The 24,277-nt window shown below is 38.8% G+C and carries 24 protein-coding genes; 12 read left to right on the forward strand and 12 right to left on the reverse strand.

Translation table 11 applies throughout. The features are described from left to right. The first annotated feature begins 14 nt into the window (after nucleotides 1-14). Nucleotides 15-776, forward strand: a complete 762-nt coding sequence (locus tag LPB86_RS02255; protein ID WP_230640918.1) for a 1-acyl-sn-glycerol-3-phosphate acyltransferase — start codon at nucleotides 15-17, stop codon at nucleotides 774-776. Nucleotides 777-791: 15 nt separating this feature from the next. Here the strand turns inward: LPB86_RS02255 and LPB86_RS02260 are convergent, their stop codons facing one another. Then, nucleotides 792-1,541, reverse strand: a complete 750-nt coding sequence (locus tag LPB86_RS02260) for a LytTR family DNA-binding domain-containing protein (RefSeq protein ID WP_230640919.1) — start codon at nucleotides 1,539-1,541, stop codon at nucleotides 792-794. Beyond that, the gene (locus LPB86_RS02265; RefSeq protein ID WP_230640920.1) at nucleotides 1,538-2,572 is read right to left on the reverse strand and encodes a sensor histidine kinase; all 1,035 of its coding nucleotides are present in this window, start codon (nucleotides 2,570-2,572) and stop codon (nucleotides 1,538-1,540) included. The genes LPB86_RS02260 and LPB86_RS02265 overlap by 4 nt, the downstream gene beginning before the upstream one ends. Before the next feature lie 234 nt (nucleotides 2,573-2,806). Between LPB86_RS02265 and LPB86_RS02270 the strand changes: the two genes are divergently transcribed. Further along, entirely contained in the window at nucleotides 2,807-2,983 is a 177-nt protein-coding gene (locus LPB86_RS02270; RefSeq protein ID WP_230640921.1) for a hypothetical protein, read from the forward strand. A 514-nt stretch (nucleotides 2,984-3,497) separates the two neighbouring features. Here the strand turns inward: LPB86_RS02270 and LPB86_RS02275 are convergent. The 4 genes from LPB86_RS02275 to LPB86_RS02290 form a co-directional block, all read right to left on the reverse strand. Then, nucleotides 3,498-4,268: a succinate dehydrogenase/fumarate reductase iron-sulfur subunit gene (locus LPB86_RS02275; RefSeq protein WP_230640922.1), complete on the reverse strand. Its 771-nt coding sequence runs from the start codon at nucleotides 4,266-4,268 to the stop codon at nucleotides 3,498-3,500. Nucleotides 4,269-4,294: 26 nt separating this feature from the next. Next, complete coding sequence (locus tag LPB86_RS02280) at nucleotides 4,295-6,274, reverse strand: fumarate reductase/succinate dehydrogenase flavoprotein subunit (protein ID WP_230640923.1); 1,980 nt, start codon at nucleotides 6,272-6,274, stop codon at nucleotides 4,295-4,297. 25 nt (nucleotides 6,275-6,299) lie between these two features. Beyond that, nucleotides 6,300-6,980 (reverse strand): succinate dehydrogenase cytochrome b subunit, encoded by a 681-nt coding sequence (locus tag LPB86_RS02285; protein WP_230640924.1) that lies wholly within the window; start codon nucleotides 6,978-6,980, stop codon nucleotides 6,300-6,302. Nucleotides 6,981-7,186: 206 nt separating this feature from the next. Further along, nucleotides 7,187-8,716 carry a trypsin-like peptidase domain-containing protein gene (locus LPB86_RS02290; protein WP_230640925.1) on the reverse strand — a complete coding sequence of 510 codons (1,530 nt, stop codon included), beginning with the start codon at nucleotides 8,714-8,716 and terminating at the stop codon, nucleotides 7,187-7,189. A gap of 160 nt (nucleotides 8,717-8,876) precedes the next feature. On the opposite strand from LPB86_RS02290, the gene dapF reads away from it, so the two are divergent. Beyond that, a complete protein-coding gene (gene dapF, locus LPB86_RS02295; protein ID WP_230640926.1) occupies nucleotides 8,877-9,662 on the forward strand; it encodes a diaminopimelate epimerase in 786 nt (261 codons plus the stop codon). Here the strand turns inward: dapF and LPB86_RS02300 are convergent, their stop codons facing one another. The 4 genes from LPB86_RS02300 to LPB86_RS02315 form a co-directional block, all read right to left on the reverse strand. Next, nucleotides 9,663-11,930: a helix-turn-helix domain-containing protein gene (locus tag LPB86_RS02300; RefSeq protein WP_230640927.1), complete on the reverse strand. Its 2,268-nt coding sequence runs from the start codon at nucleotides 11,928-11,930 to the stop codon at nucleotides 9,663-9,665. It lies immediately after the preceding gene. Nucleotides 11,931-11,979: 49 nt separating this feature from the next. After that, nucleotides 11,980-12,675 (reverse strand): response regulator transcription factor, encoded by a 696-nt coding sequence (locus LPB86_RS02305; protein ID WP_230640928.1) that lies wholly within the window; start codon nucleotides 12,673-12,675, stop codon nucleotides 11,980-11,982. Continuing rightward, nucleotides 12,675-14,501, reverse strand: coding sequence for a HAMP domain-containing sensor histidine kinase (locus tag LPB86_RS02310; RefSeq protein ID WP_230640929.1), 1,827 nt, complete (start codon nucleotides 14,499-14,501; stop codon nucleotides 12,675-12,677). Before LPB86_RS02310 ends, LPB86_RS02305 begins: the two co-directional genes overlap by 1 nt. 249 nt (nucleotides 14,502-14,750) lie before the next feature. After that, complete coding sequence (locus tag LPB86_RS02315) at nucleotides 14,751-15,119, reverse strand: DUF3127 domain-containing protein (protein ID WP_230640930.1); 369 nt, start codon at nucleotides 15,117-15,119, stop codon at nucleotides 14,751-14,753. A 68-nt stretch (nucleotides 15,120-15,187) separates the two neighbouring features. Between LPB86_RS02315 and LPB86_RS02320 the strand changes: the two genes are divergently transcribed. The 8 genes from LPB86_RS02320 to LPB86_RS02355 all read left to right on the forward strand — a co-directional run bounded on the left by LPB86_RS02320 (nucleotide 15,188) and on the right by LPB86_RS02355 (nucleotide 22,355). Continuing rightward, a complete protein-coding gene (locus tag LPB86_RS02320) occupies nucleotides 15,188-16,384 on the forward strand; it encodes a class I SAM-dependent RNA methyltransferase (protein WP_230640931.1) in 1,197 nt (398 codons plus the stop codon). A 187-nt stretch (nucleotides 16,385-16,571) separates the two neighbouring features. Beyond that, a complete protein-coding gene (locus LPB86_RS02325; RefSeq protein WP_230640932.1) occupies nucleotides 16,572-16,847 on the forward strand; it encodes a helix-turn-helix domain-containing protein in 276 nt (91 codons plus the stop codon). Further along, complete coding sequence (locus LPB86_RS02330; protein WP_230640933.1) at nucleotides 16,825-17,475, forward strand: HD domain-containing protein; 651 nt, start codon at nucleotides 16,825-16,827, stop codon at nucleotides 17,473-17,475. Before LPB86_RS02325 ends, LPB86_RS02330 begins: the two co-directional genes overlap by 23 nt. Before the next feature lie 51 nt (nucleotides 17,476-17,526). Then, complete coding sequence (locus LPB86_RS02335; protein ID WP_230640934.1) at nucleotides 17,527-18,783, forward strand: putative DNA modification/repair radical SAM protein; 1,257 nt, start codon at nucleotides 17,527-17,529, stop codon at nucleotides 18,781-18,783. Next, complete coding sequence (locus tag LPB86_RS02340) at nucleotides 18,784-19,554, forward strand: TIGR03915 family putative DNA repair protein (protein WP_230640935.1); 771 nt, start codon at nucleotides 18,784-18,786, stop codon at nucleotides 19,552-19,554. A 21-nt stretch (nucleotides 19,555-19,575) separates the two neighbouring features. Beyond that, nucleotides 19,576-20,601, forward strand: a complete 1,026-nt coding sequence (locus tag LPB86_RS02345) for a cell wall metabolism sensor histidine kinase WalK (RefSeq protein ID WP_230640936.1) — start codon at nucleotides 19,576-19,578, stop codon at nucleotides 20,599-20,601. An 84-nt stretch (nucleotides 20,602-20,685) separates the two neighbouring features. Then, nucleotides 20,686-21,327, forward strand: coding sequence for a DUF47 domain-containing protein (locus LPB86_RS02350; RefSeq protein ID WP_230640937.1), 642 nt, complete (start codon nucleotides 20,686-20,688; stop codon nucleotides 21,325-21,327). 11 nt (nucleotides 21,328-21,338) lie between these two features. Then, nucleotides 21,339-22,355 carry an inorganic phosphate transporter gene (locus LPB86_RS02355; RefSeq protein ID WP_230640938.1) on the forward strand — a complete coding sequence of 339 codons (1,017 nt, stop codon included), beginning with the start codon at nucleotides 21,339-21,341 and terminating at the stop codon, nucleotides 22,353-22,355. Nucleotides 22,356-22,386: 31 nt separating this feature from the next. Here the strand turns inward: LPB86_RS02355 and LPB86_RS02360 are convergent, their stop codons facing one another. Continuing rightward, on the reverse strand, nucleotides 22,387-22,830 hold the full coding sequence (locus tag LPB86_RS02360) for a hypothetical protein (RefSeq protein ID WP_230640939.1): 444 nt from the start codon (nucleotides 22,828-22,830) through the stop codon (nucleotides 22,387-22,389). Beyond that, nucleotides 22,823-23,401, reverse strand: a complete 579-nt coding sequence (locus LPB86_RS02365; RefSeq protein WP_230640940.1) for an RNA polymerase sigma factor — start codon at nucleotides 23,399-23,401, stop codon at nucleotides 22,823-22,825. Before LPB86_RS02365 ends, LPB86_RS02360 begins: the two co-directional genes overlap by 8 nt. Before the next feature lie 89 nt (nucleotides 23,402-23,490). On the opposite strand from LPB86_RS02365, the gene LPB86_RS02370 reads away from it, so the two are divergent. Further along, nucleotides 23,491-24,231, forward strand: a complete 741-nt coding sequence (locus LPB86_RS02370; protein ID WP_230640941.1) for a DUF4197 domain-containing protein — start codon at nucleotides 23,491-23,493, stop codon at nucleotides 24,229-24,231. Nucleotides 24,232-24,277: the final 46 nt, after the last annotated feature.

Here is a 24,277-nt window from a genome sequence, read left to right on the forward strand (position 1 = left end):
TCTTTGGATTAGCTATGAAAAAGTTTTTCGGGTATTTTTTTACGCCTATATTTTATTTCTTCTTTTTTTTGACACTGATCGTTTTCCAGCCTATACAATGGATTTGCTATCGGTTTTTGGGCTATAAAGCGCACAAGGTTTCTGTTGATTTGCTGAATTTCTTTTTAACCTATTGCGACCTGTTTTTAGGCAGTTCTGTCACTTTTATTAACGAACATCATTTGCCGGCAGGTAAACCCATCATATTTGTCGCTAACCACCAAAGCATGTACGACATTCCGGGAATTATCTGGTTTTTAAGAAAACATCATGTAAAATTTATTTCAAAAATTGAATTGACAAAGGGAATTCCTTCTATTTCTTTTAATTTAAAATATGGTGGTGGCGCTAACATAGACCGGAAGGACAGCAAACAGGCTGTGGTAGAGATCTTGAAATTAGGCAGAAGAATGAAGGAAAACAATTGGGGTGCTGCGATATTTCCCGAAGGTACACGTGCTAAAGATGGAAAGATAAAACCATTTCAGGTTGGCGGAATCGCTACGTTGTTGAAATCCGTCCCGGATGCCCTTATTGTACCTATTGCTATTGAAAATTCCTGGCAATTAGTCAGGCATGGAATGTTTCCATTAAGCTGTGGCGAGAAACTGCGCTGGACGGTACTTCCCGCAATAGATAAAACCGGGAAAAACGCAGAAGAAATTACACTGGAAGCTGAGCATGCAATTTGCACAGTATTAAAACAACCGCTACGGGTTCCAGAACCCAAGAACTAGTTATCGATATAACAATTAAATATTTTTCTGCTCAATACGCTTAAAAAACTCTTCTCTGTAGGTGTCACCTACGGGAATAACCTTGCCGCAAATTGTAATTCTGCTGCGCTCTATGCTTTCTATTTTGTCAAAGGCAATAATATAAGATTTATGAACACGGATAAACTGCGCTGATGGCAGCGTTTCTTCCATCTTTTTCATGTTTTGCAGGGTAATGATCCGCTCCGTTTTGGTAAAAATTGAAATGTAATCTTTTAATCCTTCAATATATAAAACGTCTTCAAGCTGTATCTTTTGAATCTTATGTTCAGTTTTTACAAAAATAAAATCCTGAATTGGTTGTGAAGTGGAAGAGAATGGAGCAGAGCTAAGGATTTGCTGAGGCGCTTCTGCTGGCTCTGCAACTTTTAACTTATTATTGACCTTCTCTGCTGCTTTATAAAAACGATCAAAAGCAATTGGTTTTAATAAATAATCAGATACATTGAGGTCATAGCTTTCCAGTGCATATTCAGAATACGCAGTGGTTAATATGTAACACGCTTTGTCACCTGCTATTTTTAAAAATTGAATACCGGTTAGCTCAGACATTTGCACATCCAGAAATACCAGGTCAATACCGCCGGCCTGAACCAATTGTAAGGCCTCAATTGGGTTTTCTGTACGTTTAACCAATTCTAAAAAGGGCACTTTACTTATGTAATCTTCAATGATATCCAATGCCAAAGGTTCATCATCTACGGCTATGCATTTTAACTTTATCATATGTCAATCATCAGTTCGCTGGTGTAATGTGTTTGCGAATTTACAATATTTAATTTATACCTTTCAGGATAGAGCAGCTGTAACCTTCGTTCAACATTATTGAGGCCAACGCCCCCTACCATATCTTTATTACTTTCTTTCTTTTTATTGCGGATGCTGAAATGCAGTATTTTCTGATTGGCAATCAAGTTGATCTGAATAGGATCAGAAGGGTCGTTAGCCACACCATGTTTAAATGCATTCTCAACAAATGATATCAAAATCAATGGCACAATTTGCTGATTATCTATCTCTCCATTTAAGTTCATAATGATTGCAGCACCATCTTTAAAACGCAGTTTTTGCAATTCTATATAACTCTGAACATATTCTATTTCTTTACTCAAAGACACCCACCTATCGTTACTTTCATAGATCATATACCGCATAATTTCTGAAAGCTTAAGGATCGCATCAGCGGTTTTATCTGATTTTTGATAAGCCAGTGAATAGATGTTATTAAGCGAGTTGAAAAGAAAATGAGGATTAAGCTGAGATTTAAGGAACTGCAATTCCATGTCCTTTTTTTCACTCTCCAGATCCCGCTGTACACGATCATTACTAAACCAATCTACGGCAAATCGGATAAGCGTACTTACAACCACAAAAAATCCGGACATAAATATAGCCCTCAATACATAAGAGACAATATTTACCGGCACAAGGCTTTTGCTGTCTGGCATATAATCCAGCAGCACCAATTCACTATTTAAACTTGCAAGTACGGTTTTAACTACTGTCATACTCACGATGAGCATGCTAATCGAAGCAACATATAGCCCGTACTTTTTTTGCTCTTTAATGAGCTGTGGTACTAAAAGCGTGTAATTGATGTAAAAGATGGAGATATTAATGAGACCATAATACCCAAATAGCACGAAAAGATCGTATCCTGTCCAACTAAATTTAGAATTAAAGATGCTGATTGCGCAAATGATAAAGATGAACAACCAAAATATAAAGTGTACGACAAAAGGGGCTTTACTCTTCATTATGAAAATTACGCAGATTCAATTTTAGCGGCAGCGGCATTTCGACGAACGGGCATTTTTCTTCTACCAACTGTTTCCACTACACAAAACTATAGATTTTGGGGCGTTTATCTACAATTATTTGTGCTTGGTCTAAAATAGTTTAGCATAATAATAGTATTCGTTCTATTTGTATCATGAAGCAGCGCAGAGCGAGCTTTCTAGAAAAAAATATAGTAATTAAAAACAAAAAATATGAAAAGGTTATCCAACATTTCGCCATTTATACTTTTATTGATACCAGTATTTGTTATGATGATCTTTACATTTACAAGTAGCATTCAACAGCATAACAGCACAGAAGAGAACGCAATGAAGACCAGCTTTCAGGCGCCTTCCCTATCAAAAATAACCGCAGCTATCGTTAAATAGCGATTACAAGCTGTACCGAACTGAAAGCCCGCCAAGGGCTTTTTTTATGCCCTTATGTAAGCAAAACTTTATCATACCTGCTGTACTAAAATTTGTGTCTTGTTGCAGCACTGACTACATTATGATTAGCCTATCACTAAGGTATCATAACGGGGGCTTGCCAGACTATACCCAGAGATTCGTTCAGGAATCATAGTAGTATAAACCGGGGTTTAACCAGCCTTCTACCGGGGTTCAGCTAGGGTATGGCCAGCTAGCTAACTGGCTTAACAATGGTTTGACTTAGTCTTTACTAGTCCCCATAGTACTTGATTCCCTCGGCTGGACACCTTTTTTTATACTTTTATCGCATCTTAACTCCCCTTGACCTCCCCTAAAACACATTTCTATATTTATTGAATGTCTATTTTTTCTGTGTCAATTTATATTTATTCAGGTAATTTAAACGCAAAAGCCCGGTTGAAAAAATCAACCGGGCTTTTTGCTTATATCCTTGTCTCGAGCTATAAATTTATTAAACTTCCTCCTCAGAAACAAATTTTGCGGAATAAAAATCCCTATTCATTCTTGCAATATTCTCAAGAGAGATGCCTTTAGGACATTCTGCTTCGCAGGCACCAGTATTGGTACAGTTCCCAAAGCCCTCTGCATCCATTTGCGCAACCATACTTTGTGCTCGGCGGTAACGTTCCGGCTGTCCCTGAGGCAATAATGCCAACTGAGAGATTTTAGCAGAAGTAAACAACATTGCAGAAGCATTTTTACAAGTTGCCACACAAGCACCGCAGCCAATACAAGCTGCTGCTTCAAAAGCGGCATCTGCCTGGCTCTTTGGAATTGGAAGTGCATTAGCATCCTGAGCATTACCTGTATTAACAGAAATAAAGCCTCCAGAAGCAATAATTCTATCGAATGCAGTACGATCTACCATTAAATCTTTAACTACCGGAAAAGCAGCCGCTCTCCATGGCTCTACTACAATAGTATCTCCATCTTTGAAAGAGCGCATGTGCAACTGGCAAGTTGTAACCAGGTCTTTTGGTCCATGCGGGCGTCCGTTGATGAACATTGAGCATGCACCGCAAATACCTTCGCGACAGTCGTGATCAAATACAACTGGCTCATCACCTTTATTAACAAGTTCCTCGTTTAAAACGTCGAACATCTCTAAGAAAGACATATCAGGCGAAATCTCCGACAGTTTATAATCCACCAAAGCACCTTTGGTCTTGTTATTTTTTTGACGCCAAACTTTAAGCGTTAAGTTCATATTTCCTGTACTCATGATATTGAGATTTTAGTACTTAGCTATTATTTATAACTTCTTTGTGCAACCTTGATGTTTTCAAACTTCAGTTCTTCTTTGTGTAGTTCAAAGTTTACACCTTCTTTGAACTCCCATGCAGCTACGTAAGCGTAGTTTACATCATCACGAAGCGCCTCACCTTCTTCAGTTTGATACTCCTCTCTAAAGTGACCACCGCAGCTTTCGTTACGGTTTAAAGCATCAATACACATCAGTTCTCCTAATTCAATAAAATCGGCCACTCTTCCCGCCTTTTCAAGCTCTGGGTTCATCTCGTTACTGGCTCCGGGAACACGAACATTACTCCAGAAGTCAGCACGTAAAGCCCTAATTTCCTGGATAGCTTCATTCAGTCCTTTTTCATTACGGGCCATTCCACATTTTTCCCACATAATGTGGCCTAGTTTCTTGTGGAAATAATCAACCGACTTGGTTCCTTTAATATTGATCAGTGTATTTAGAATGCCTACTGCCCTGGCCTCAGCCTCAACAAACGCCGGATGATCTGTAGGAATAGCTTTTACTGAAATTTCTTTGGATAAGTATTGACCTATAGTATAAGGAAGAACAAAGTAGCCATCGGCCAAACCCTGCATTAAAGCAGAAGCACCTAAACGGTTGGCACCATGATCTGAAAAGTTAGCTTCTCCTGTACAGTATAAACCGGGTACACTGGTCATTAAGTTATAATCTACCCAAAGGCCGCCCATAGTATAGTGAACAGCAGGATAAATACGCATTGGGGTATCGTAAGGATTTTCTCCTGTAATCTGCGCATACATATCAAACAAGTTACCATATTTTGCTTTGATGACCTCAGTACCTAAGCGCATACAAGTTTCTTTATCTGGGTTATGATTACCCGCCTTAGAGGCTTCTATTTTACCATAACGCTCTGTATTGGCTTTAAAATCCAAATAAACAGCAAGCTTGGATGCACCTACGCCATAACCGGCATCACAACGCTCCTTAGCCGCACGTGACGCAACGTCACGTGGCACAAGATTACCAAACGCAGGGTAACGGCGTTCCAGATAATAATCTCTTTCATCTTCAGGAATCTCCGAAGCTTTACGGGTATCATCTTTCTTTTTAGGCACCCAAATACGACCGTCATTACGCAAGGACTCTGACATTAGTGTCAGTTTACTTTGATGATCTCCTGATACCGGAATACAAGTGGGGTGAATTTGCGTATAACAAGGGTTTGCGAAATAAGCTCCCTGTTTATGTGCTTTCCAGGCAGCAGTAACGTTACTTCCCATTGCATTGGTAGAAAGGTAAAATACGTTTCCGTAACCACCTGTACCCAATACCACCGCATGTCCAAAATGACGTTCTATTTCGCCGGTAATTAAGTTACGTGCAATAATACCACGTGCTTTACCGTCAATTTTAACCACTTCAAGCATTTCATGGCGGGTAAACATTTCTACTTTACCCATTCCAATCTGGCGCTCTAAAGCAGAGTAGGCACCCAATAACAACTGCTGACCAGTTTGTCCGGCAGCATAAAAAGTACGTTGTACTTGTGTACCACCAAAAGAACGGTTATCTAATAAACCGCCATATTCCCTTGCCAATGGTACGCCTTGCGCTACGCACTGGTCAATAATATTTGTACTTACCTCTGCCAAGCGGTGAACGTTGGCTTCACGGGCACGATAGTCACCACCTTTTATCGTATCGTAGAACAAACGGTATGTGCTATCACCATCATTCTGATAATTTTTTGCTGCATTGATACCTCCCTGAGCGGCAATAGAGTGCGCCCTTCTTGGAGAATCCTGAAAACAAAAGCATTTTACCTTGTAGCCCATCTCAGCCAGAGTAGCCGCAGCCGAAGCACCCGCTAGTCCTGAACCTACAATGATTACTTCGATAGTTCTTTTATTTGATGGGTTAACCAAAGGCACAGAGGACTTGAATTTAGTCCACTTTTCTGTCAATTCTCCTTCGGGTATATTAGCATTTATTTCTGCCATGTTGTTAAAACTTTAAGATCAAAAATTATTTAATAAGACCCAGGTACATCGCCACTGGCATCGCTGCAAAAATTAAAGAGATGATGATAGAATACCATACACCAAAGCCTTTAATGATGCCATTGTATTTTTTATGGTTCCAGCCCAATGTTTGAAACGCCGAAGCAAAGCCGTGTAGCAAATGATAAGCTAATGAAACCATTGCCAATACATAAAGTATCACAATGAATGGATTTTTAAAAGTTTCAACCATTAATGCAAAAAGATCATGGTTTCCGTTGATATCTTCTGTAGGGATACCGGTGAACCTTGAAGCCACCCAAAATTTAGAAATGTGAACAATAAGAAAGATCAGCAATAATGTGCCTAACAGGCCCATTGAACGTGAATACCATTTACTGTTCGCTTTACCATCATGATAAGCATATTTTACAGGTCGTGCTTTTTGATTTTCAAAAGTTAATTTTAAACCTTGAAAAATGTGAAGTAACAAGCCTGCAAACAGGATAACTTCACTTGCGCGAATGATCCAGTTGGTACCCATAAAGTGAGCACCCATGTTAAAGGTTACCCCGCCGTCATTTACAAAAATTAAGGCATTGATAAAGCAGTGTACAACAAGAAATAAAATTAGAAACAGGCCCGTGATACCCATTATTAGTTTTTTTCCTATAGAAGAGGAAAAAGCGTTTCCGAAACTAGCCATTATGTTTATATTTTTTTTTAATTCAGTATGCAAAAGTATTTAATAAAAGAATTAGTTTGTAAGTGTTCCTGACAAAATCCAGACAAAAGAGCTATTTAGAAACATTCTAGTGAATTAGCATACTTAGCCCGTCAGAAATGAAAGCAAAAAAAAATCATCTGCTTTTTAGGGCAAATGATTTTTTAAGTAATAAAATAAGGCGGATTTTAGAAGGTGAAAGTGAAACTTCCGTTAGGTCCCACACCCGAAATAACCGTCATACCGTTCCTCGAAAATGGAAGCGCATCCTGTACTTCTTTTTCACTGTTTACCGGCTTGCCGTTTACCGAAGTAATCAGCAGTCCTTTAGACAAATCTAAAGTATCAAATAGTTTGCCTGGCTCAACTCCGGTAACAACTACCCCACTTTTAACACGGTACCTTGCTTTTAGCTCTGCAGGCGCAGGTGCAAATGAAGCACCTAACTTACCCATAGTGCTGCCAGTTTTAACAGCTGAAGCTGTTTTGGTTGATGCTACATTGCTATCTCCTTTTAAGGTAACACTTAACGCTTTAAGTTTTCCTTCTCTTAAAATAGTGAGCTGTACTTTATCCCCAGGACTCATACGACCAATTTTTTCCTGAAGGTCTGGAGAATCATAGATATCTGTCTCTCCTATTTTTTTAATGATATCGCCTTTTTTAATACCTGCAGCCTCGGCTGCTCCGCCTGCAACTACGTCGTTTACATAAAGACCATTGATGTCTTTAATGTTTAACCTTTCTGCAGCATCAGCATCCAATGGTTGGAAGCTTACACCGATAAATCCACGTTTTACAGCACCATATTTCTTAAAGTCTTCCAAAATCTTCTTTGCAAGATTTACCGGAATGGCAAAACCATAACCTTCATTGGTTCCTGTTTGTGAGGCAATAGCGGCGTTGATACCCACCAACTCTCCATTAGCATTTACCAATGCACCTCCACTGTTACCAGGATTTATGGCCGCATCAGTTTGAATATAAGATTCTATAGAACTGTTCGCTTTTGGAGCCGGCGCTCTGCCTGTTCTTTGATACTCTTCATATTCTTCTTCTGTTGGCAGCTGCTGCTCTCTTCCTAAAATACCTATAGCACGTCCTTTAGCACTAACAATTCCGGCAGTAACAGTAGTTTGCAGGTTTAAAGGAAAGCCCACAGCCAATACCCATTCTCCAATTTGTACGTTGTCTGAATTTCCCATTTTTACGATCGGCAAATTGGAAGCCTCTACTTTAATCAGCGCAAGGTCTGTATTGGGGTCTGTACCAATCACCTTAGCCACAACCTTACGTCGGTCTGAAAGCACAACTTCAACCTTTTCAGCATTCTCAACCACATGGTTATTGGTTACAATATAACCATCTGGCGTTAAAATTACCCCAGAGCCTGAAGCCGCCCTTGGTGCGCGTTGTTGCCTGCGCCCGCCACCGCCAAATAGTTGTTCCATCATGTCCATTGGAGAGTTTCCACCACTACTTGAAGTTCCAGAAAAAGTAGTTTTAATGTGAACTACTGCAGGCGAAACAGCAGCAGCAGCCTGCACAAAATCTATCGCTCCTGTAGAAGCAATTTTTGAAGGGTTACTTGCAAAAAGCACATTCTGCTTTTCTGTTAAAGACAATGCGTCACTGTTATGGTCCAGCAACTTATAGGCGCCAATTGCGGACACTCCACCTACAAATGCGGCCAATGCTATTAATCCTATTCTTTTCATATTGCGTGTATATTTAAGTTCTTTTTGAATCTTTTATTCAAATTTAAGACCATAATGCCAATATTTGCATCTTTACAGCGTCATGAAAATAGTTAAAAAATGTTAAATGCTAAGACTTTAACTATTTTTGCTTGCGCTAGCTTTAATCAGCATTACTATAATGGACATTAAATTTTACAAATATCAGGGTGCCGGCAATGATTTCATATTAATTGATCAGCGTGAACTTTCTTCAAAAAACATTGATTACAACCAAATTGAGAAGATTTGCAATAGAAGATTTGGTGTTGGCGGAGATGGGCTGATGTTTTTAAAAGACCATGAAGATTATGATTTTGAGATGCTGTACTTTAACGCAGATGGAAAACCGGGAAGCATGTGCGGAAATGGGGGCAGATGCATTGTAGCCTTTGCTAAGTTTCTGGGAATCATCCAGTCAGAAACTAACTTTTTGGCAGTAGATGGCCCGCATTATGCCAAAATTTCAGAAGAAGGCAACTGGATTGAACTGCAAATGATAGATGTGGAAGAGATTAGCAAAGATGGGACAGCCTTTGTTTTGAATACAGGCTCCCCACATTATGTAAAAGAAGTTACTGCGCTTAACGATATGGATGTATATACAGCAGGTAAAAATATCCGTAACAACGATACTTATAAAACTGAAGGTATTAATGTCAATTTTATCGAGAATAAAGGAGATCATCTTTTTGTACGCACATTTGAGCGGGGCGTAGAGGATGAGACCTACGCTTGTGGTACTGGTGTTACCGCCGTAGCGCTATCCATGGCCAAACAAAATGAACAGCAAGGACATGTAATTACGCCAATTAAAGTATTGGGGGGCGACTTGAGGGTCGAATTTGATTACAATGGGCATAATTTCAGCAATGTATTTTTATGTGGACCAGCAGAACAGGTTTTTGAAGGTCATATCAATCTCTAACTAGCCACGCTCTGCTAAATGAGCAGCAATACCTATTTTGATTTCACCGAAAGAATAGTCTCGTCCCAGATGCTCTCTGATAACGTTCATTTGAATGGATTTCAATGTATCTATTGCTGCTAAAATCGTATCCAGTTTTCTGGATCCAATGATTTCTTTGGCACCAACTTCCAGCGTTGCTACATAATGTGCCATATGACCCTCAATTGTACCAATGGCCATTTTTCGTTCAGCTGCAATTTCCATGATGGTTTTGCCTGATTTGAGCAATTGTAAAGAAAGGTCTTTGGTATCAACCTTTGGTGCCGCAGGCTTTTTAGTCCCCTTGGTACCCTTAGCTTTCTTTGCTGTAAAATCCAGGGTATTGGGCATTGCATATACTTTTTGCATCTGAAAAGCCCTATCTGCTTCATTCAAAAGTTCATTTACATCCTTGCGGGTAAAATCCTTCCCGTTAATTGTAGCCACAAGCAAAGCAGTAGCTTTCCGGATATTTTTATATTGCTCATAGAACAAAGACTCCAGCTCCAGCAATTCTGTAAGAAATGCGACAACCTGTTTATCCTGTTTTACAAGCTCCATCCGCTCAAAAATAGTCCTGGACATCTTCTGCAGCAAAGGATTAAAGTAATTTTCGGCAGCAGTAACACGATCTAACAATGTATTCAAACCTTCTTCTGTTTTATCCTGTGAAAGGCGATGAATTTGTCCCTGGAATTTTTTAGAACTTGCACGCAATTCGCTCAATTCCTTTAAAAGTGCCTGTGCCCATTTTAAGTGCTTTTGCTTGGCAGATTTATTCAGGTCTTTAGTATAAGAATGTACATGCTCGTACATGAAATTGTCTAATGCAGTAAGGTCAAAGCACTTTAGCAGGTATGCCTGTAAAAAGAGGTCGCTTTCAAATTTTATCTGCTCATCCAAAACCTCATACTTTTGTTTATTACGCGAAAAAAGCGACACATTTGGATCCTGACGAATGCCGGTTCCTGATATAAGGGATGTTAATATTAAACCATCAAGTGACCTTAACCTGGAAAGAGCGACGTAAATTTGACCCGGTGCAAAAGCACTCCCAATGTCAATAATGGCCTTATCAAAAGTCAATCCCTGACTTTTATGTACGGTAATTGCCCAGGCAAGTTTTACCGGATACTGAATGAATTTCCCAATCTCTTCCTCTTTTATTTCATGTGTAGTTTTATCCGTTGTATACCTAATGTTTTTCCAGGTATACTTTTCCAGCACAATCTTCTCAGAAGAGCCATCTGCCCTCACTTCAATTTCAGTAGTACTCAAATTGGTGACCGTAGCGATCTTACCATTAAAAAACCGACGCTCACCAGTTGGATCATTTTTAATAAACATCACTTGAGCCCCAATTTTTAGCTCCAGAGCATAATCTGCAGGGTAAGAAGAATCGCTAAAGTCGCCTTCAACCTGTGCATTGTAAAACCAGGAACGAGTTGGTAATTCATCAAGGCTCGTTTTATTTAAAATATCAGCCTTTTGATTGTGCGTGGTTAAGGTAATATATTTATCATTCATGCCGGGAACAAAGTTTTCCCGATAATATTTTTTTAGAAGTTGAACATCCTGATCTGTAACAGTGTTATTTCTCAGGTTATTCAGCAAAGAGATAAAGACATCATCTGCCTGACGGTAAATCTTCTCCAGTTCTATATATACTGGTGGGTTTTGTTGCAAAGCAAGTGCGTCAAAAAAGTAAACGCTTTTATAAAACACAGACAAAAGTGACCATTCGCTGCTTTTTACAACAGGAGGTAACTGATGCAAATCTCCAATGAATAAAACCTGTACCCCACCAAAATTTAAATTGTTCTTCCGCACATAACGAAGTACCATATCTATGGCATCCAGCAAATCCGCGCGCAGCATACTCACCTCATCAATAATCAGTAATTCAAGGTCCTGAAAAATCCGCCTCTTTGTGCTGTTCATCTGTAAATGACGTACAATAGATTTGGGTGTATTGTAATGCTGGTTAAAATGACTTTCTCCCTGATCAGGCTGCTTTGGCAAATAAGTACCAAATGGCAATTGGAAAAGTGAATGAATAGTTACTCCCGAAGCGTTAATTGCAGCAATACCCGTAGGAGCAACAATTACAGCTTTCTTATGTGTTAGCGCAATTAGATTATGTAAAAAAGTAGTCTTTCCTGTTCCAGCCTTTCCAGTCAAGAAAATATGCCTGGAGGTATAGTTAATAAATTTAGCAGCAAGTTCAGCAGGATTAATCTCAGGCATATTTTAAGTACGTTCGCAAATATACTAAGATTTTAAGATAATAAATCGCCTAATTAACCAGCAGCTTATATCCCTTACCATGCACATTTAAAATCTCCACATTTGGATCCTCTTTCAAATATTTTCGAAGCTTACTTAGAAATACGTCCATACTACGTCCGTTAAAATAATTATCGTCGTGCCAGATGCTTATTAGTGCTTCTTCCCGGGTCAACACCGCATTCTTTTTGAGACAAAGCAGCTGCAATAATTCTGCCTCTTTAGTGGATAACTTTTGTTGACGGTCTTCAAAATGAATCAGCTGAGTGGTATAATCAAACGTATACTTACCAATATGAAAATGAGTTTGAACAGGTGCGTGCTCCGGGACCTCTTTTACAGCTATTCGCTTAAGCAATGCATTAATGCGCAATAACAATTCTTCAATTCTAAATGGTTTGGTGATATAGTCATCTCCCCCAAGGTCATATGCTAAAGCCTTGTCTTCCATCATCGCTTTTGCAGTAGCGAAAATTATAGGCACATCGCTATTGATTCGCCTAACCTCTTTACCCAATGTAAAGCCATCTTTTTTTGGCATCATCACATCAAAAATACACAGATCAAAGCTGTGCTTACTAAAGGCTTTCAACCCTTCTTCTCCATCTGTGCACAATACTACATCAAACTTACCCTTTAATTGCAAGTAATCCTGCAATAAAAGTCCGAGGTTTGGATCATCTTCAACCAATAGAATCTTCTTCATTATTTTAGGGCTAAGGTTATTTCAAATACTGTTCCTTTATCTTTTTCGCTATGTACTTTTACTACGCCATTCATCTGAATAACAATGTCCTGTACGTAATTTAGTCCCAATCCAAAACCTTTAACATCATGTAAATTACCAGTTGGCACGCGATAAAACTGATCAAAAATACGTTTAGTTTGATCTTTAGTCATCCCTATACCCTGATCTGCAACTTCAATGACCAACTTTTTACCCACAACCCTGGTACTTACTTTTATGACAGGTTGACCCGGACTATATTTATTTGCATTATCAACCAGGTTATAGATTACGTTAGAAAGATGCAGTTCGTCACCCCATATCACGGGGTTCTCCGCATCCAGTTCAAGAGCAATTACAGCATCCTTCTTTTGCAGTTGTAATTGCATGCTATCCACGACTGCCAAAACCAGTTCATTAATATCTACCGGGTTATGTTCCAGTTGTAATTCCTTTTTCTCCAGACGGGCAATACTCAAAACACGTTCTATATGGTTCCCAAGGCGTACATTTTCATCATAGATTATTCCGGCAAGTCTTGTTATACGGGCTTTATCTTCTGATATTTCAGGATCCTTTAATGCCTCGCTGGCAATCATAATGGTGGATACCGGGGTCTTAAATTCATGGGTCATGTTGTTGATAAAATCCGTCTTCATTTCAGAAATTTTCTTTTGTTGCAGTATCGTATACAGCGTGTAGGAAAATATGAAAACAAGAACCAGCAACAGCCCCGCTGATGAGGCCAGCGTAACGCTGAGACCGCCAAAGATAGCGGCATTTTTATCCGGGAAACTGATGTAAATCATACCAGGATCACGGACTATTGAATTGTTGAATAACCGGGTTTTAAAAACATTAGCGGGTAAAACCTCAGCATTAGGGTTAAATACCTTTTTGAATAATAAAGAGTCACTATTGGCAAGTTTTACCCAAAAATCATATTTCAGGTTAATGTTCTTATTCATTAACTCCTCTTTAATCAAGCCATCCAGGGCTCCGGGAGATATCCTTTGGGCAAGTGGAACTTTTGCCTGCCTCATTTCCTTAAAAACCTCTTCAACAACATTGAGATTTCCAGCATCAAAACGCCCTAAAGTATCAGTCTGCAATTGCTTTAAAGCTTGTTCATTCCTCCTTTTACTGAGCTCATCTTCCCGCTTAAATTTAGCCGCCAGATCAGCATCTACCGTTGCAACAGAAATTTTAACCGGCCGCCCGTCCGCCATACTATAGGCAAGATAACGAATGCTGTCAGGCATTTTATCAGGACGTACATTAAAGGTTTTGGTTTTAATCAATCTGATGGTTTTACGCACAGTGCCACCAGTCATGTGAAACTCCGCATCCACACCAATACTTACGTCTACGTTTAGTGGGGTAGTAGACTGATCGCCAATGGCAACAAATTCCGATTCGGAAAGCAGACTTGGATTGAAAAAGTTAGATCGGATAATGCTGTCCTGAGTATTCAGGTTATCGCTGATCATTTTCTGTTGTCTTTGTTTTCTTTTTCTCTCCTCTGTTTTTTGACTTTCGAGAAGTCTGGAAACTAAGATATCCTGATTTCGCAGTTCTTGCCTACGCTTGATCCCGATTTCAAAATCCTTATTATTAATGTGATCAGCGGCATCTATGCGCTGAATTTTATTGACCACAGCCGTTAGCGCATGGTTTACATTTTGCTCAAACAACTGCGAATTTAACCGATAAGCTTCCCTGATGTAATACAATTGCATTACAACAACACCCAATAACGCAATAGTCATCAAAGCTGTAATAAACCAGAAGCTCCTCTTTTTCATAGGTGCATAAATTTTAGGGAGAGCCGATATGAAGCGATTAACTGTTCAATGCAGCCAGTATAATCTGGACCATCCTTTATGTAAAGATCAAAAATAAAGAAGGAATAATATAAAAAAGTGATTTTAACACTTTTTAACATGCAGGTTTACATGCAAATAATGGTTTAATCCATAAAAAATGCCGGGAAATAACTCCCCGGCATCCATGGTTCTAACTTGTTTTCTTAAAAAAGATCTTTTAATGCCGTCCTAGAAAGGAAGGTCATCATCTTCACCCGGTGCGCTGTTTAAATCTACAGGTGGAGCATATGCTGGTGTAGCTGCGGCGGCCGCATTGTTTGCCAATGCATTGATGCGCCAAACTACTAAACTGTTAAAATAAGATACTTTTCCGGTTTTGTCAGTCCAGGGACGGCCACGTAAGTTAAAAGCAACTTCCACATCGTCACCTACTTTCAAACTATCAAACAAAGCAGTTTTATCTTGCAGTGCCTCAAACCTGATGAATTCAGGATAAGTAGGATTCTCTGCATATTCTATGATTAAATCGCGTTTTTTAAAAGTCTCACTCACCTGTTGTAATGCACCAATTTCATGCACTTTTCCTTTTAATTCCATAACAAATACTCTTTTATTGTATCAACCTCAAATCTCAATATTTTTATTGATAACTTCGCACAATAATTATGCAAGTTTTCCACACAAAAAGCAAGGTTATTATTACCTGCAACAAAAGGCTGTCAGACTACCTGGCTCAGGAAGTTAAGGCTCTTGGTTACACCATTATAAGAGATTTTCCTACCGGTGTAGAGTTAAATATTACACTAACAGAATGTATCAGGTTAAATCTGAACCTTAGGTGTGCAAGTCAAATTTTATATTGCTTAAAGAGCTTTAAAGCAAACAATCCGGAAGAGCTTTACCGAGAACTGGCAGACATGGCATGGGAAGAGCTTATTGATTTTTCCGGTTATTTTTCGGTAAGCTCCAATGTTGATAATGCCACCATTACCACGCCCTTATTCGCCAACTTAAAAGTTAAGGATGCAATAGTAGACCGCATTAAAGACAAAAAAGGAATTCGTCCTAATTCGGGCTCTGACGCAAACAAAGCTGTTGTACATTTATATTGGAAAGACGACGAAGCCGACATTTTTATAGACAGCTCCGGAGAAACACTGGCAAAGCATGGCTATCGTAAAATTCCGGGTAAAGCGCCAATGTTGGAAGCCCTGGCCGCTTCAACTATATTTAGCACGCAATGGGATCAAAAATCTCCTTTTGTAAATCCAATGTGCGGATCCGGTACTTTGGCTATTGAAGCCGCAATGATTGCCACCAACCGACGCCCTGGTTTATATAGAATGAACTATGGCTTTATGCATATTTTAGGATACGACGAGGAAATTTTCTTTGCCGAAAGAAGAATTCTAAAAGATCAGGTGATCAAAAATATTGACTTGAAAATTGTGGCAACCGACCTCTCTGAAGACGCGGTTGATGTTAGTCGTAAAAATGCCAAAACTGCCGGGGTAGATTCCCTCATTACTTTTGAGGTATGCGATTTTGCAGAAACCATGGTGCCAGAAACCATCCCTGGCGGGAAAGCGATAGTAGTATTTAATCCCGAATACGGAGAACGCTTGGGCGTACATTCTAAACTGGAAGAAACCTACAAAAGAGTTGGAGACTTTCTAAAAAAAGAATGTAAAGGGTATACGGGATACATCTTTACCGGAAATCCAGACCTCGCAAAAAAAATAGGCTTAAAGGCTTCCAGAAAGATTGAATTTTACAATGGAAAATTGGATTGCCGGATGCTTGAGTACGAATTGTACGAGGGCACAAGAAGAGAAGTACCTTTTGAAAAGAAAACGAATTAGGTATCTATCGCAATCAGAATTCAATTGTCAATATAACATCATTATTCTTTGATGTTGTGATTTATGGTGTATTTACACTATTTTGCAATAGAATATTAAGGTACTTAAAAAAAGAAGTATTAAAATCTACAAGCTCTTTTTTTTCGTTTGTACTTCTTAATATATTATAAATTTAAATTTAAATCGTATGAAAGATCCCCTGGATTCGCGAACAAAAGTTGTAGCAGCAAACATTAGAAAAGTTAGAGAGTTTAGAAATTATACTCAAGACTATCTGGCTGCCAAATTAGGTATCTCTCAAAATGCATATAGTAAAATTGAACTTGGATATAGCAAGTTAACTTTAGACAGGCTGTTTAAAGTTTCTATGGTAATGGAAATCGATCCGTTAAAACTTCTTTACTTCGAAAAAAGAGACATCCTAGATATCCTTTTCCCCGATGAAGACACTTCTTCTAAATAAAACGATTCAATTCGTAAAAGAGAAGCTAGATGGTGCTGAAGCCGGACATGACTGGTTTCATATTGAAAGAGTTTACAAAACTGCGCTCACTATAAACGCACAGGAAGAAGGAGATGAGTTAACCGTTATAATGGCTGCTTTGCTTCACGATATTGCGGATAGCAAATTCCACAATGGCGATGAAGAGTTAGGGCCGGTTATAGCGGGTAACTTTTTAAAAAGCCTGGGCTTAGCTCCTGATTTTATTCTTCATGTACAAAACATTATCAGGAATTTAAGTTATAAAGCCAGTCTTGACCAGGTAACATTTCAATCTAAAGAACTAGACATCGTACAGGATGCAGACAGGCTGGATGCTATTGGGGCAATTGGTATTGCGCGCGCTTTCACTTATGGAGGATATAAAAACAGGCTGATGTACGATCCGGCACAACCTCCTGTAAAACATATTGATAAAGAGTCCTATAAAAAATCAGAAGCGCCTACCATTAATCACTTTTATGAGAAGCTCTTGCTACTAAAAGACCTGATGAAAACAAGTACAGGAAAGCAGATGGCAGCGCAACGGCATCAATTCATGGAATTGTACCTGGAACAGTTTTACGGAGAATGGTCTGGAGAAAAATAAAACTAATAAAATTAGTTTTATTAGCTACATTTGTTAGCAAATGTAGCTTTTATGTCAGAACGGATTAGAGAAAAATTAAACATCCTGGCCGATGCGGCTAAATACGATGTATCCTGTTCCTCTAGCGGTGGAACAAGGAAAAACGACAATAAGGGATTAGGCGATAGTCACGCTTCTGGCATATGCCATACCTATACTGAAGATGGGCGCTGTGTTTCCCTGCTTAAAATATTGCTTACAAACCATTGCATTTTTGACTGCGCTTATTGCGTATCACGTAAAAGTAATGACATAGAGCGAGCGGCATTCAGTGTTGAGGAAGTTGTTTCTTTGACCATGAATTTTTACCGGAGAAATTATATAGAAGGATTATTTCTAAGTTCCGGGATTTTCAAAAATGCAGATTTTACTATGGAAAGGTTATTACGGGTAGTTAAAAAGCTGCGTCTGGAAGAACGATTTAACGGCTATATCCATTTAAAAACCATCCCTGGTGCAAGTGATGATTTAATAAGGGAAGCAGGCATGTATGCCGACAGGATGAGTATAAATTTAGAAATGCCTACAGAACAGGGCCTGAAATTATTAGCACCTGATAAAAGCCACAATGATGTTATTAAACCATTAGGCATGGTTCAAAATCATATTATCCAGTTTAAGGAAGAGCGAAAACTCATTAAAAAAGTCCCAAAATTTGTACCTGCCGGTCAAAGTACGCAGATGGTAATTGGTGCCACACCCGAAACGGATAAGGAAATTATGCATACTGCTGATACTTTTTACAAAAACTTTTCTCTTAAGCGGGTCTACTATTCAGGTTACATCCCTATAAGCAATGACAACAGGCTACCTATACTTGGAACTCAGCCTCCATTAATAAGGGAGAACCGGTTATACCAAACAGATTGGCTGATGAGGTTCTATGGATTCAATGTTAATGAACTCCTGAATGATGCCAATCCGCACCTGGATATTGACATCGACCCTAAACTGAGTTGGGCATTAAGAAATCTACAACATTTTCCGGTAGATATAAATGTTGCGCCTTACCAGCTAATTTTACGAATACCAGGTATTGGCCTCGGTTCAGCTAAGAAAATCGTAGAAGCCCGTAAGTTTGGAAAGCTCAGGATAGATCAGCTTAAAAAAATAGGTGTAGCTTATAATCGTGCCCGGCATTTTATCAAATGTGCAGATACTCCTTATCAATTAAAAGATTATCAAGGCACTCAAATAAAATCCTTTATTCTGGCAGAGAGCAAAAGCAAGTACCTAAAAAATGACTTTAACCAAATCAGCCTTTTCTAAATGGTAATTTATCGTATAGACGGCAGCCTCGAAGGCATATTATGCGCTGTTTTTGAATGGTTTGAACGCAAACCGGGAAAAATAAAGCTCATTGATAAAAAAAATTATCAGCCTGATGCCTTTTCCGATACGTTAGAAATATTCAACGATACCAAAAAAGCAGACCGGGTCTGGAAAGGTTTGCAGAAAAAGCTAGATAAAATTTGGCTAAGGCGATGCTACTGCTGCTTCTTATCAGAACAAAATGAAGCGCTAAATAACCTATTTGAATTTATCTGTTACGTTTTCAGTAGTCCGGAAGGTTCAACTTCTAATTATGGAAATACTTACGTGCTGGCAGTAGCTAAAATGGCCCGAAAAGTGGAACGTGAAAAACATAGAATGGAAGCTTTTATCAGGTTTCAGCATTCTGCAGATGGAATATTTTATTGTGGTATTGAGCCCGACTTTAATGTTTTACCACTAATACTAAATCACTTTCAAAAAAGATATGCAGATCAGCGATGGATTATTTACGATCTGAAAAGACATTATGGGCTTTATTATAACCTTGATTTAGTTGAAGAAATCCGTATGGAAATTAGCGAAGAGAGAAACCTGAATAAGCCATCTGCCAATAGGGATTCAGAAAAAGAATCGCTCTACTCTATATTATGGAAAGATTACTTTAAAAGCACAAATATAACATCCAGAAAAAACACCAAACTTCATTTACAACATGTTCCAAAAAGATATTGGAAATATCTAACAGAAAAGCAATTGGGATCTTAAATTTTCTTGTAAATTGCCTTTATGAAACTAAGTGTACTCGTATTCATTACGGCCATGGCAGTAGGACTCTCCATTGGCCTCGTCAATTTCTATTTCCAGCAAAGCTGGTACTACATGCTGATCTCTTTCGGTGTATCGTTTATCACTAGTTTCATTGTATTTTACTACCTGCTGGAAAAATATATCTACTCTAAAATCAAGCTTATATATAAGCTGATTCATAATCTCAAATTAGGCAAAGACCTTAAAGATGCGCTGGGTGAATATGTAAGCTCCGATCCAATAAATGATGTGGAACATGAAGTTAAAGAATGGGCAGGTGCAAAAAAACAAGAAATTGACATCCTAAAAAAACAAGAACAGTTCAGAAAAGAATTTCTGGCAAATGTATCTCACGAATTTAAAACGCCACTTTTTGCCATTCAGGGCTATATAGAAACTTTACAGGATTGTATTACAGACGATCCTGAGATGGCAGAAAAGTTTTTAAAGAAAGCGGAAAAAAATGTGGAACGGCTAAGTTACCTGATCACGGATTTGGATTCCATCTCTAAACTTGAATCAGGAGAAATACCGATTAATTTTGAAAAATTTGATTTTGTAGTCTTAGCCAAAGAGGTTATGGAAGGACTGGAAGACAAATCCAGGAAGAAAAACATCACGCTATTCTTCAAAGAAAAATACATGTACCCTGCATTTGTAATGGCAGATCGTGAAAAAATACGTCAGGTAATGATCAATCTGATTACAAATTCTATTAAATATGGTAAAGATCATGGTTCTACGGCTATTAAAATCTTTGAATTACATGATCAGTATTTAATTGAGGTAACTGATGATGGAATAGGAATAGACGAAAAACATCTGCCTCGTCTATTTGAAAGATTCTACAGGGTAGACTCTCACCGCAGCCGTGAAGTAGGAGGAACTGGCTTGGGTCTGGCGATTGTGAAACATATCCTGGAAGCTCATCAGCAAATTATCTCTGTTAGAAGCACTCAGCAAATAGGCACCACCTTCGCTTTTACACTTGAAAAGGTAGGTTAAATTAAGAAAACAGGAAAATAATTCAAATACTTAACACTAACTTAACATTGTAGTTCTACTTTTGTACACTATTAAAATGTCAACATGAACAATATTTTTAAGTTCTTTACACCTAAGGATAAAAAATTCCAGCCTCTTTTTGAACAAGCAGGCAGTAACATTAAGCAAATCTCTGAGGTATTATTACTTGCTTTAAGCTCCAGCGACCTTGAAAAAAGAAAGGAGCATATCAAAGAAATTGAGCGTTTAGAACATGTAGGGGATGACATTACCCATTCCATTTTTCTTGAACTAAGTAAAAACTTCATTACGCCATTTGACCGTGAAGATATTCACGCCCTGGCAAGTGCCGTTGATGATATTGCTGATTACATTCATGCTTCGGCTTCAAACATTGAACTGTACAGCGTTACCAATATTGGCGATGCAATGGTTAAACTTGCGGAGTTATTGGTAGAAATGTGTACTGACCTTGAGAAAGCAATTAAAGAACTGAGAAGTTTTAAAAATATCCGTGTAATTGCTGATGCATGCGTAAGGATCAATAGTGGTGAAAACCAGGCAGATTACGTTTGTAACCTGGCTATTGCACGCTTGTTTGAATTTGAAACCAACGCGATAGAACTTATTAAACAGAAAGAAGTACTGCAAACGCTGGAAATGGCGACAGACAAATGTGAGGATGCAGCAAATGTGCTGGAATCTATTTTAGTAAAGAACGCTTAACAAGTAAAAAAATGGTAATAACTACCTTATTGGTTGTTGTGATTGTCCTTGCAATTGGCTTTGACTTTATTAATGGCTTTCACGATGCTGCCAATTCTATTGCAACAATTGTTTCAACAAAAGTACTAACGCCTTTTCAGGCTGTACTTTGGGCGGCCTTATTCAACTTTGCTGCATATTTCTATTTTACAGATCACAAAGTGGCAAACACTATTGCCAAAACAGTTGTAGAAAACTACATTACACTAGAAGTTATTTTAGCGGGATTGATTGCCGCCATTTCATGGAATTTGTTCACCTGGTGGTTTGGTATACCTTCAAGTTCTTCACATACATTAATTGGTGGATTTGCGGGTGCAGGTATGGCAAAGGCTTTCACTATGGGCTCAAGCATGATGTCTGCAATTAACTTAGCTCCTATCTTGAAAGTGGTGGCCTTTATTGTGCTTGCCCCTGTAATAGGTATGGTAATTTCCGTAATTATATCCATTATCATTCTGCACATTTCCAAGAATGCCCGACCTTCAGTTGCGGAAAAATGGTTTAAAAGATTACAATTAATTTCATCTGCGGCACTTAGTTTTACCCATGGTGGTAATGATGCCCAAAAAGTTATGGGAATTATATTTGTAGCCATTATTTCTGTTAATCCAAACATGGCAAATTCAACAATGCCAGAATGGATTCCAATTATCTGCTACGCTGCGATTGCATTGGGCACAATGAGTGGCGGATGGAAAATTGTTAAAACAATGGGCTCAAAAATCACCAAGGTTAATGCATTTGAAGGTGTAGCTGCTGAAACCGCAGGTGCTGTAACCCTGGGCATTACAGAACATTTTGGTATCCCGGTTTCTACAACGCATACCATAACAGGATCTATTGTTGGTGTAGGACTTCTAAAAAGAGTTTCGGCTGTAAGATGGGGCGTTACTGTTAGTTTATTGTGGGCATGGGTACTTACCATTCCGGTATCGGCAACCCTGGCTGCTATTGTCTTTTTTCTGGTAGACAAAGTTTTCTTTTAAATACAAAAACCATAAAATTTAACGAAGCTGCTTATTTAAGCGGCTTTTGTTTTTTAGCGGCACTGTCTTTAAGCTTAGGTTGTACAGGTACATTTGCAGGTTTTGGCGCCAAATTTACTTCTACCTTTTTAACGGGTTTATGGTTAAGCTCGTGCTTATTCTGCTCCCGCATCCAAAACATCACACTGATGGCAATAAACAATACTGCGGCAGCGGCGGCAATACTTAATCGTTGCCAGGTAATTATAGCTGTTCTTTTAGTGGTCTCCTGCTCCACCATACGTGCATTTAGCTGCTTTTGCAAAAGGGAGATGGACTGCAGGGAACGCTTAGGAGACATGCTTAAGCCAGCAAGCGCTTCAGCTACAAAAGGGTCTTCCAGTGCTTCACGTTCCACCTTATTCATCGTTTTGCTGTCAAGCTTACCATCCAGGTACTCCTCCAAAACTTCTATATCAGCCCAATTTCTATTCACCGCTATTTTTATCTATGCAAATTTTCAAATTTCTTTTCCCATTTTGAATATAGCTCTTCACTTTTACCAGCTCATATCCGGTAATTTCTGCTACTTCTTTATAACATTTCTCCTGCAAATAAAATAAATCCACACATTTTCGCTGCTCAACAGGCAAGCTTTCCATACATTTCTCCATCACAGTTAATTGCACTTCCTTAGTGCTATCTATATCCTGATGCAAAAACTCCGTGTTTTCCATAAATGGATCATCAAGAGACACCACATTATTCCTGGAAGATTTGCGTAAAGACATCAAACAATAATTTCTGGTAAGTACATGAAGCCAGCTTTTAAAGTTTTGCACCTCATGAATTTTTAATTTTACCACAAGCTCTTCAAAAATCTGCATTACAGCATCTTTGCTTTGCTCCTCATCCTTTAAGTAATTTAGGCAAACCCCAAAAACAAGATGCATATACCTGCTGTACAATAGCCCCAATACCTCAATATCCCCGCTACTTTTGTAGCGTAATACCAGTGCAGCATCGTCCTGGTCAGGTTGGCCAGTTTTATTTTTTATAAACTTCAAAAGAAATAGGCGTTATTAATGATCAAGTATAAAAATATTTTTTGATACTCCCTACGATTTTATTACCTTCATCAAAATAACCCCACAAAATGAGATTTTTAAAGCTGCTTTGTCTTTCCCTTACCATTTCCCTATTCTTCAACAGTTGCGATGTTCAAAGTCAGTCTAAGCTGGGCAACATATTAAAACAAATCCCAACTAACCTGGGCACTCCTTCTGCATTGGAGATTGGACAAGGATTAAAACAGGCATTGGAGATTGGCACCAGTGCAGGAGCAGACAGACTCTCTGCAAAGGATGGTTTTTTAGGCAACCTGGCAGTTAAAATTCTATTTCCCCCAGAAGCGCAGAAAGTAGAAAAGACATTAAGAACCATCGGACTAAGTTCATTGGCCGATAATGTAATCCTGAGTTTAAACCGGGCTGCAGAAGATGCCGCGAAAGAAGCAAAACCAATATTTGTATCGGCCGTAAAACAAATGACCATCACGGACGCCACCAACATTTTGCTGGGCAACAAAGATGCTGCAACCGAGTATTTTAAAAGAGTTACAACCTCACAGCTTATGGCCAAATTTAGCCCTGTAATTGCCAACAGTTTAAACAAAGTAAATGCAACGAAATACTGGACAGATGCCGCTGGTCAATATAATAAATTGCCATTGGTAAAACCGGTAAATACGGACCTATCTACCTACGTGGCTCAAAAAGCAATTGAGGGTATGTTTGTTGAAATTGCGCAGGAAGAATTAAAGATAAGGAGCAATGTTGGTGCACGGTCCACAACCCTCTTGCAAAAGGTTTTTGGCTATGCAGACAAGGCCAAGTAAATAGAGTTACCTCTGCAGGCTTTTAACAAGCTTTAGAAAGAACAGC

Origin of the sequence: Pedobacter sp. MC2016-14 (genome assembly GCF_020991475.1) — a bacterium.
Classification (GTDB): Bacteria; Bacteroidota; Bacteroidia; order Sphingobacteriales; family Sphingobacteriaceae; genus Pedobacter.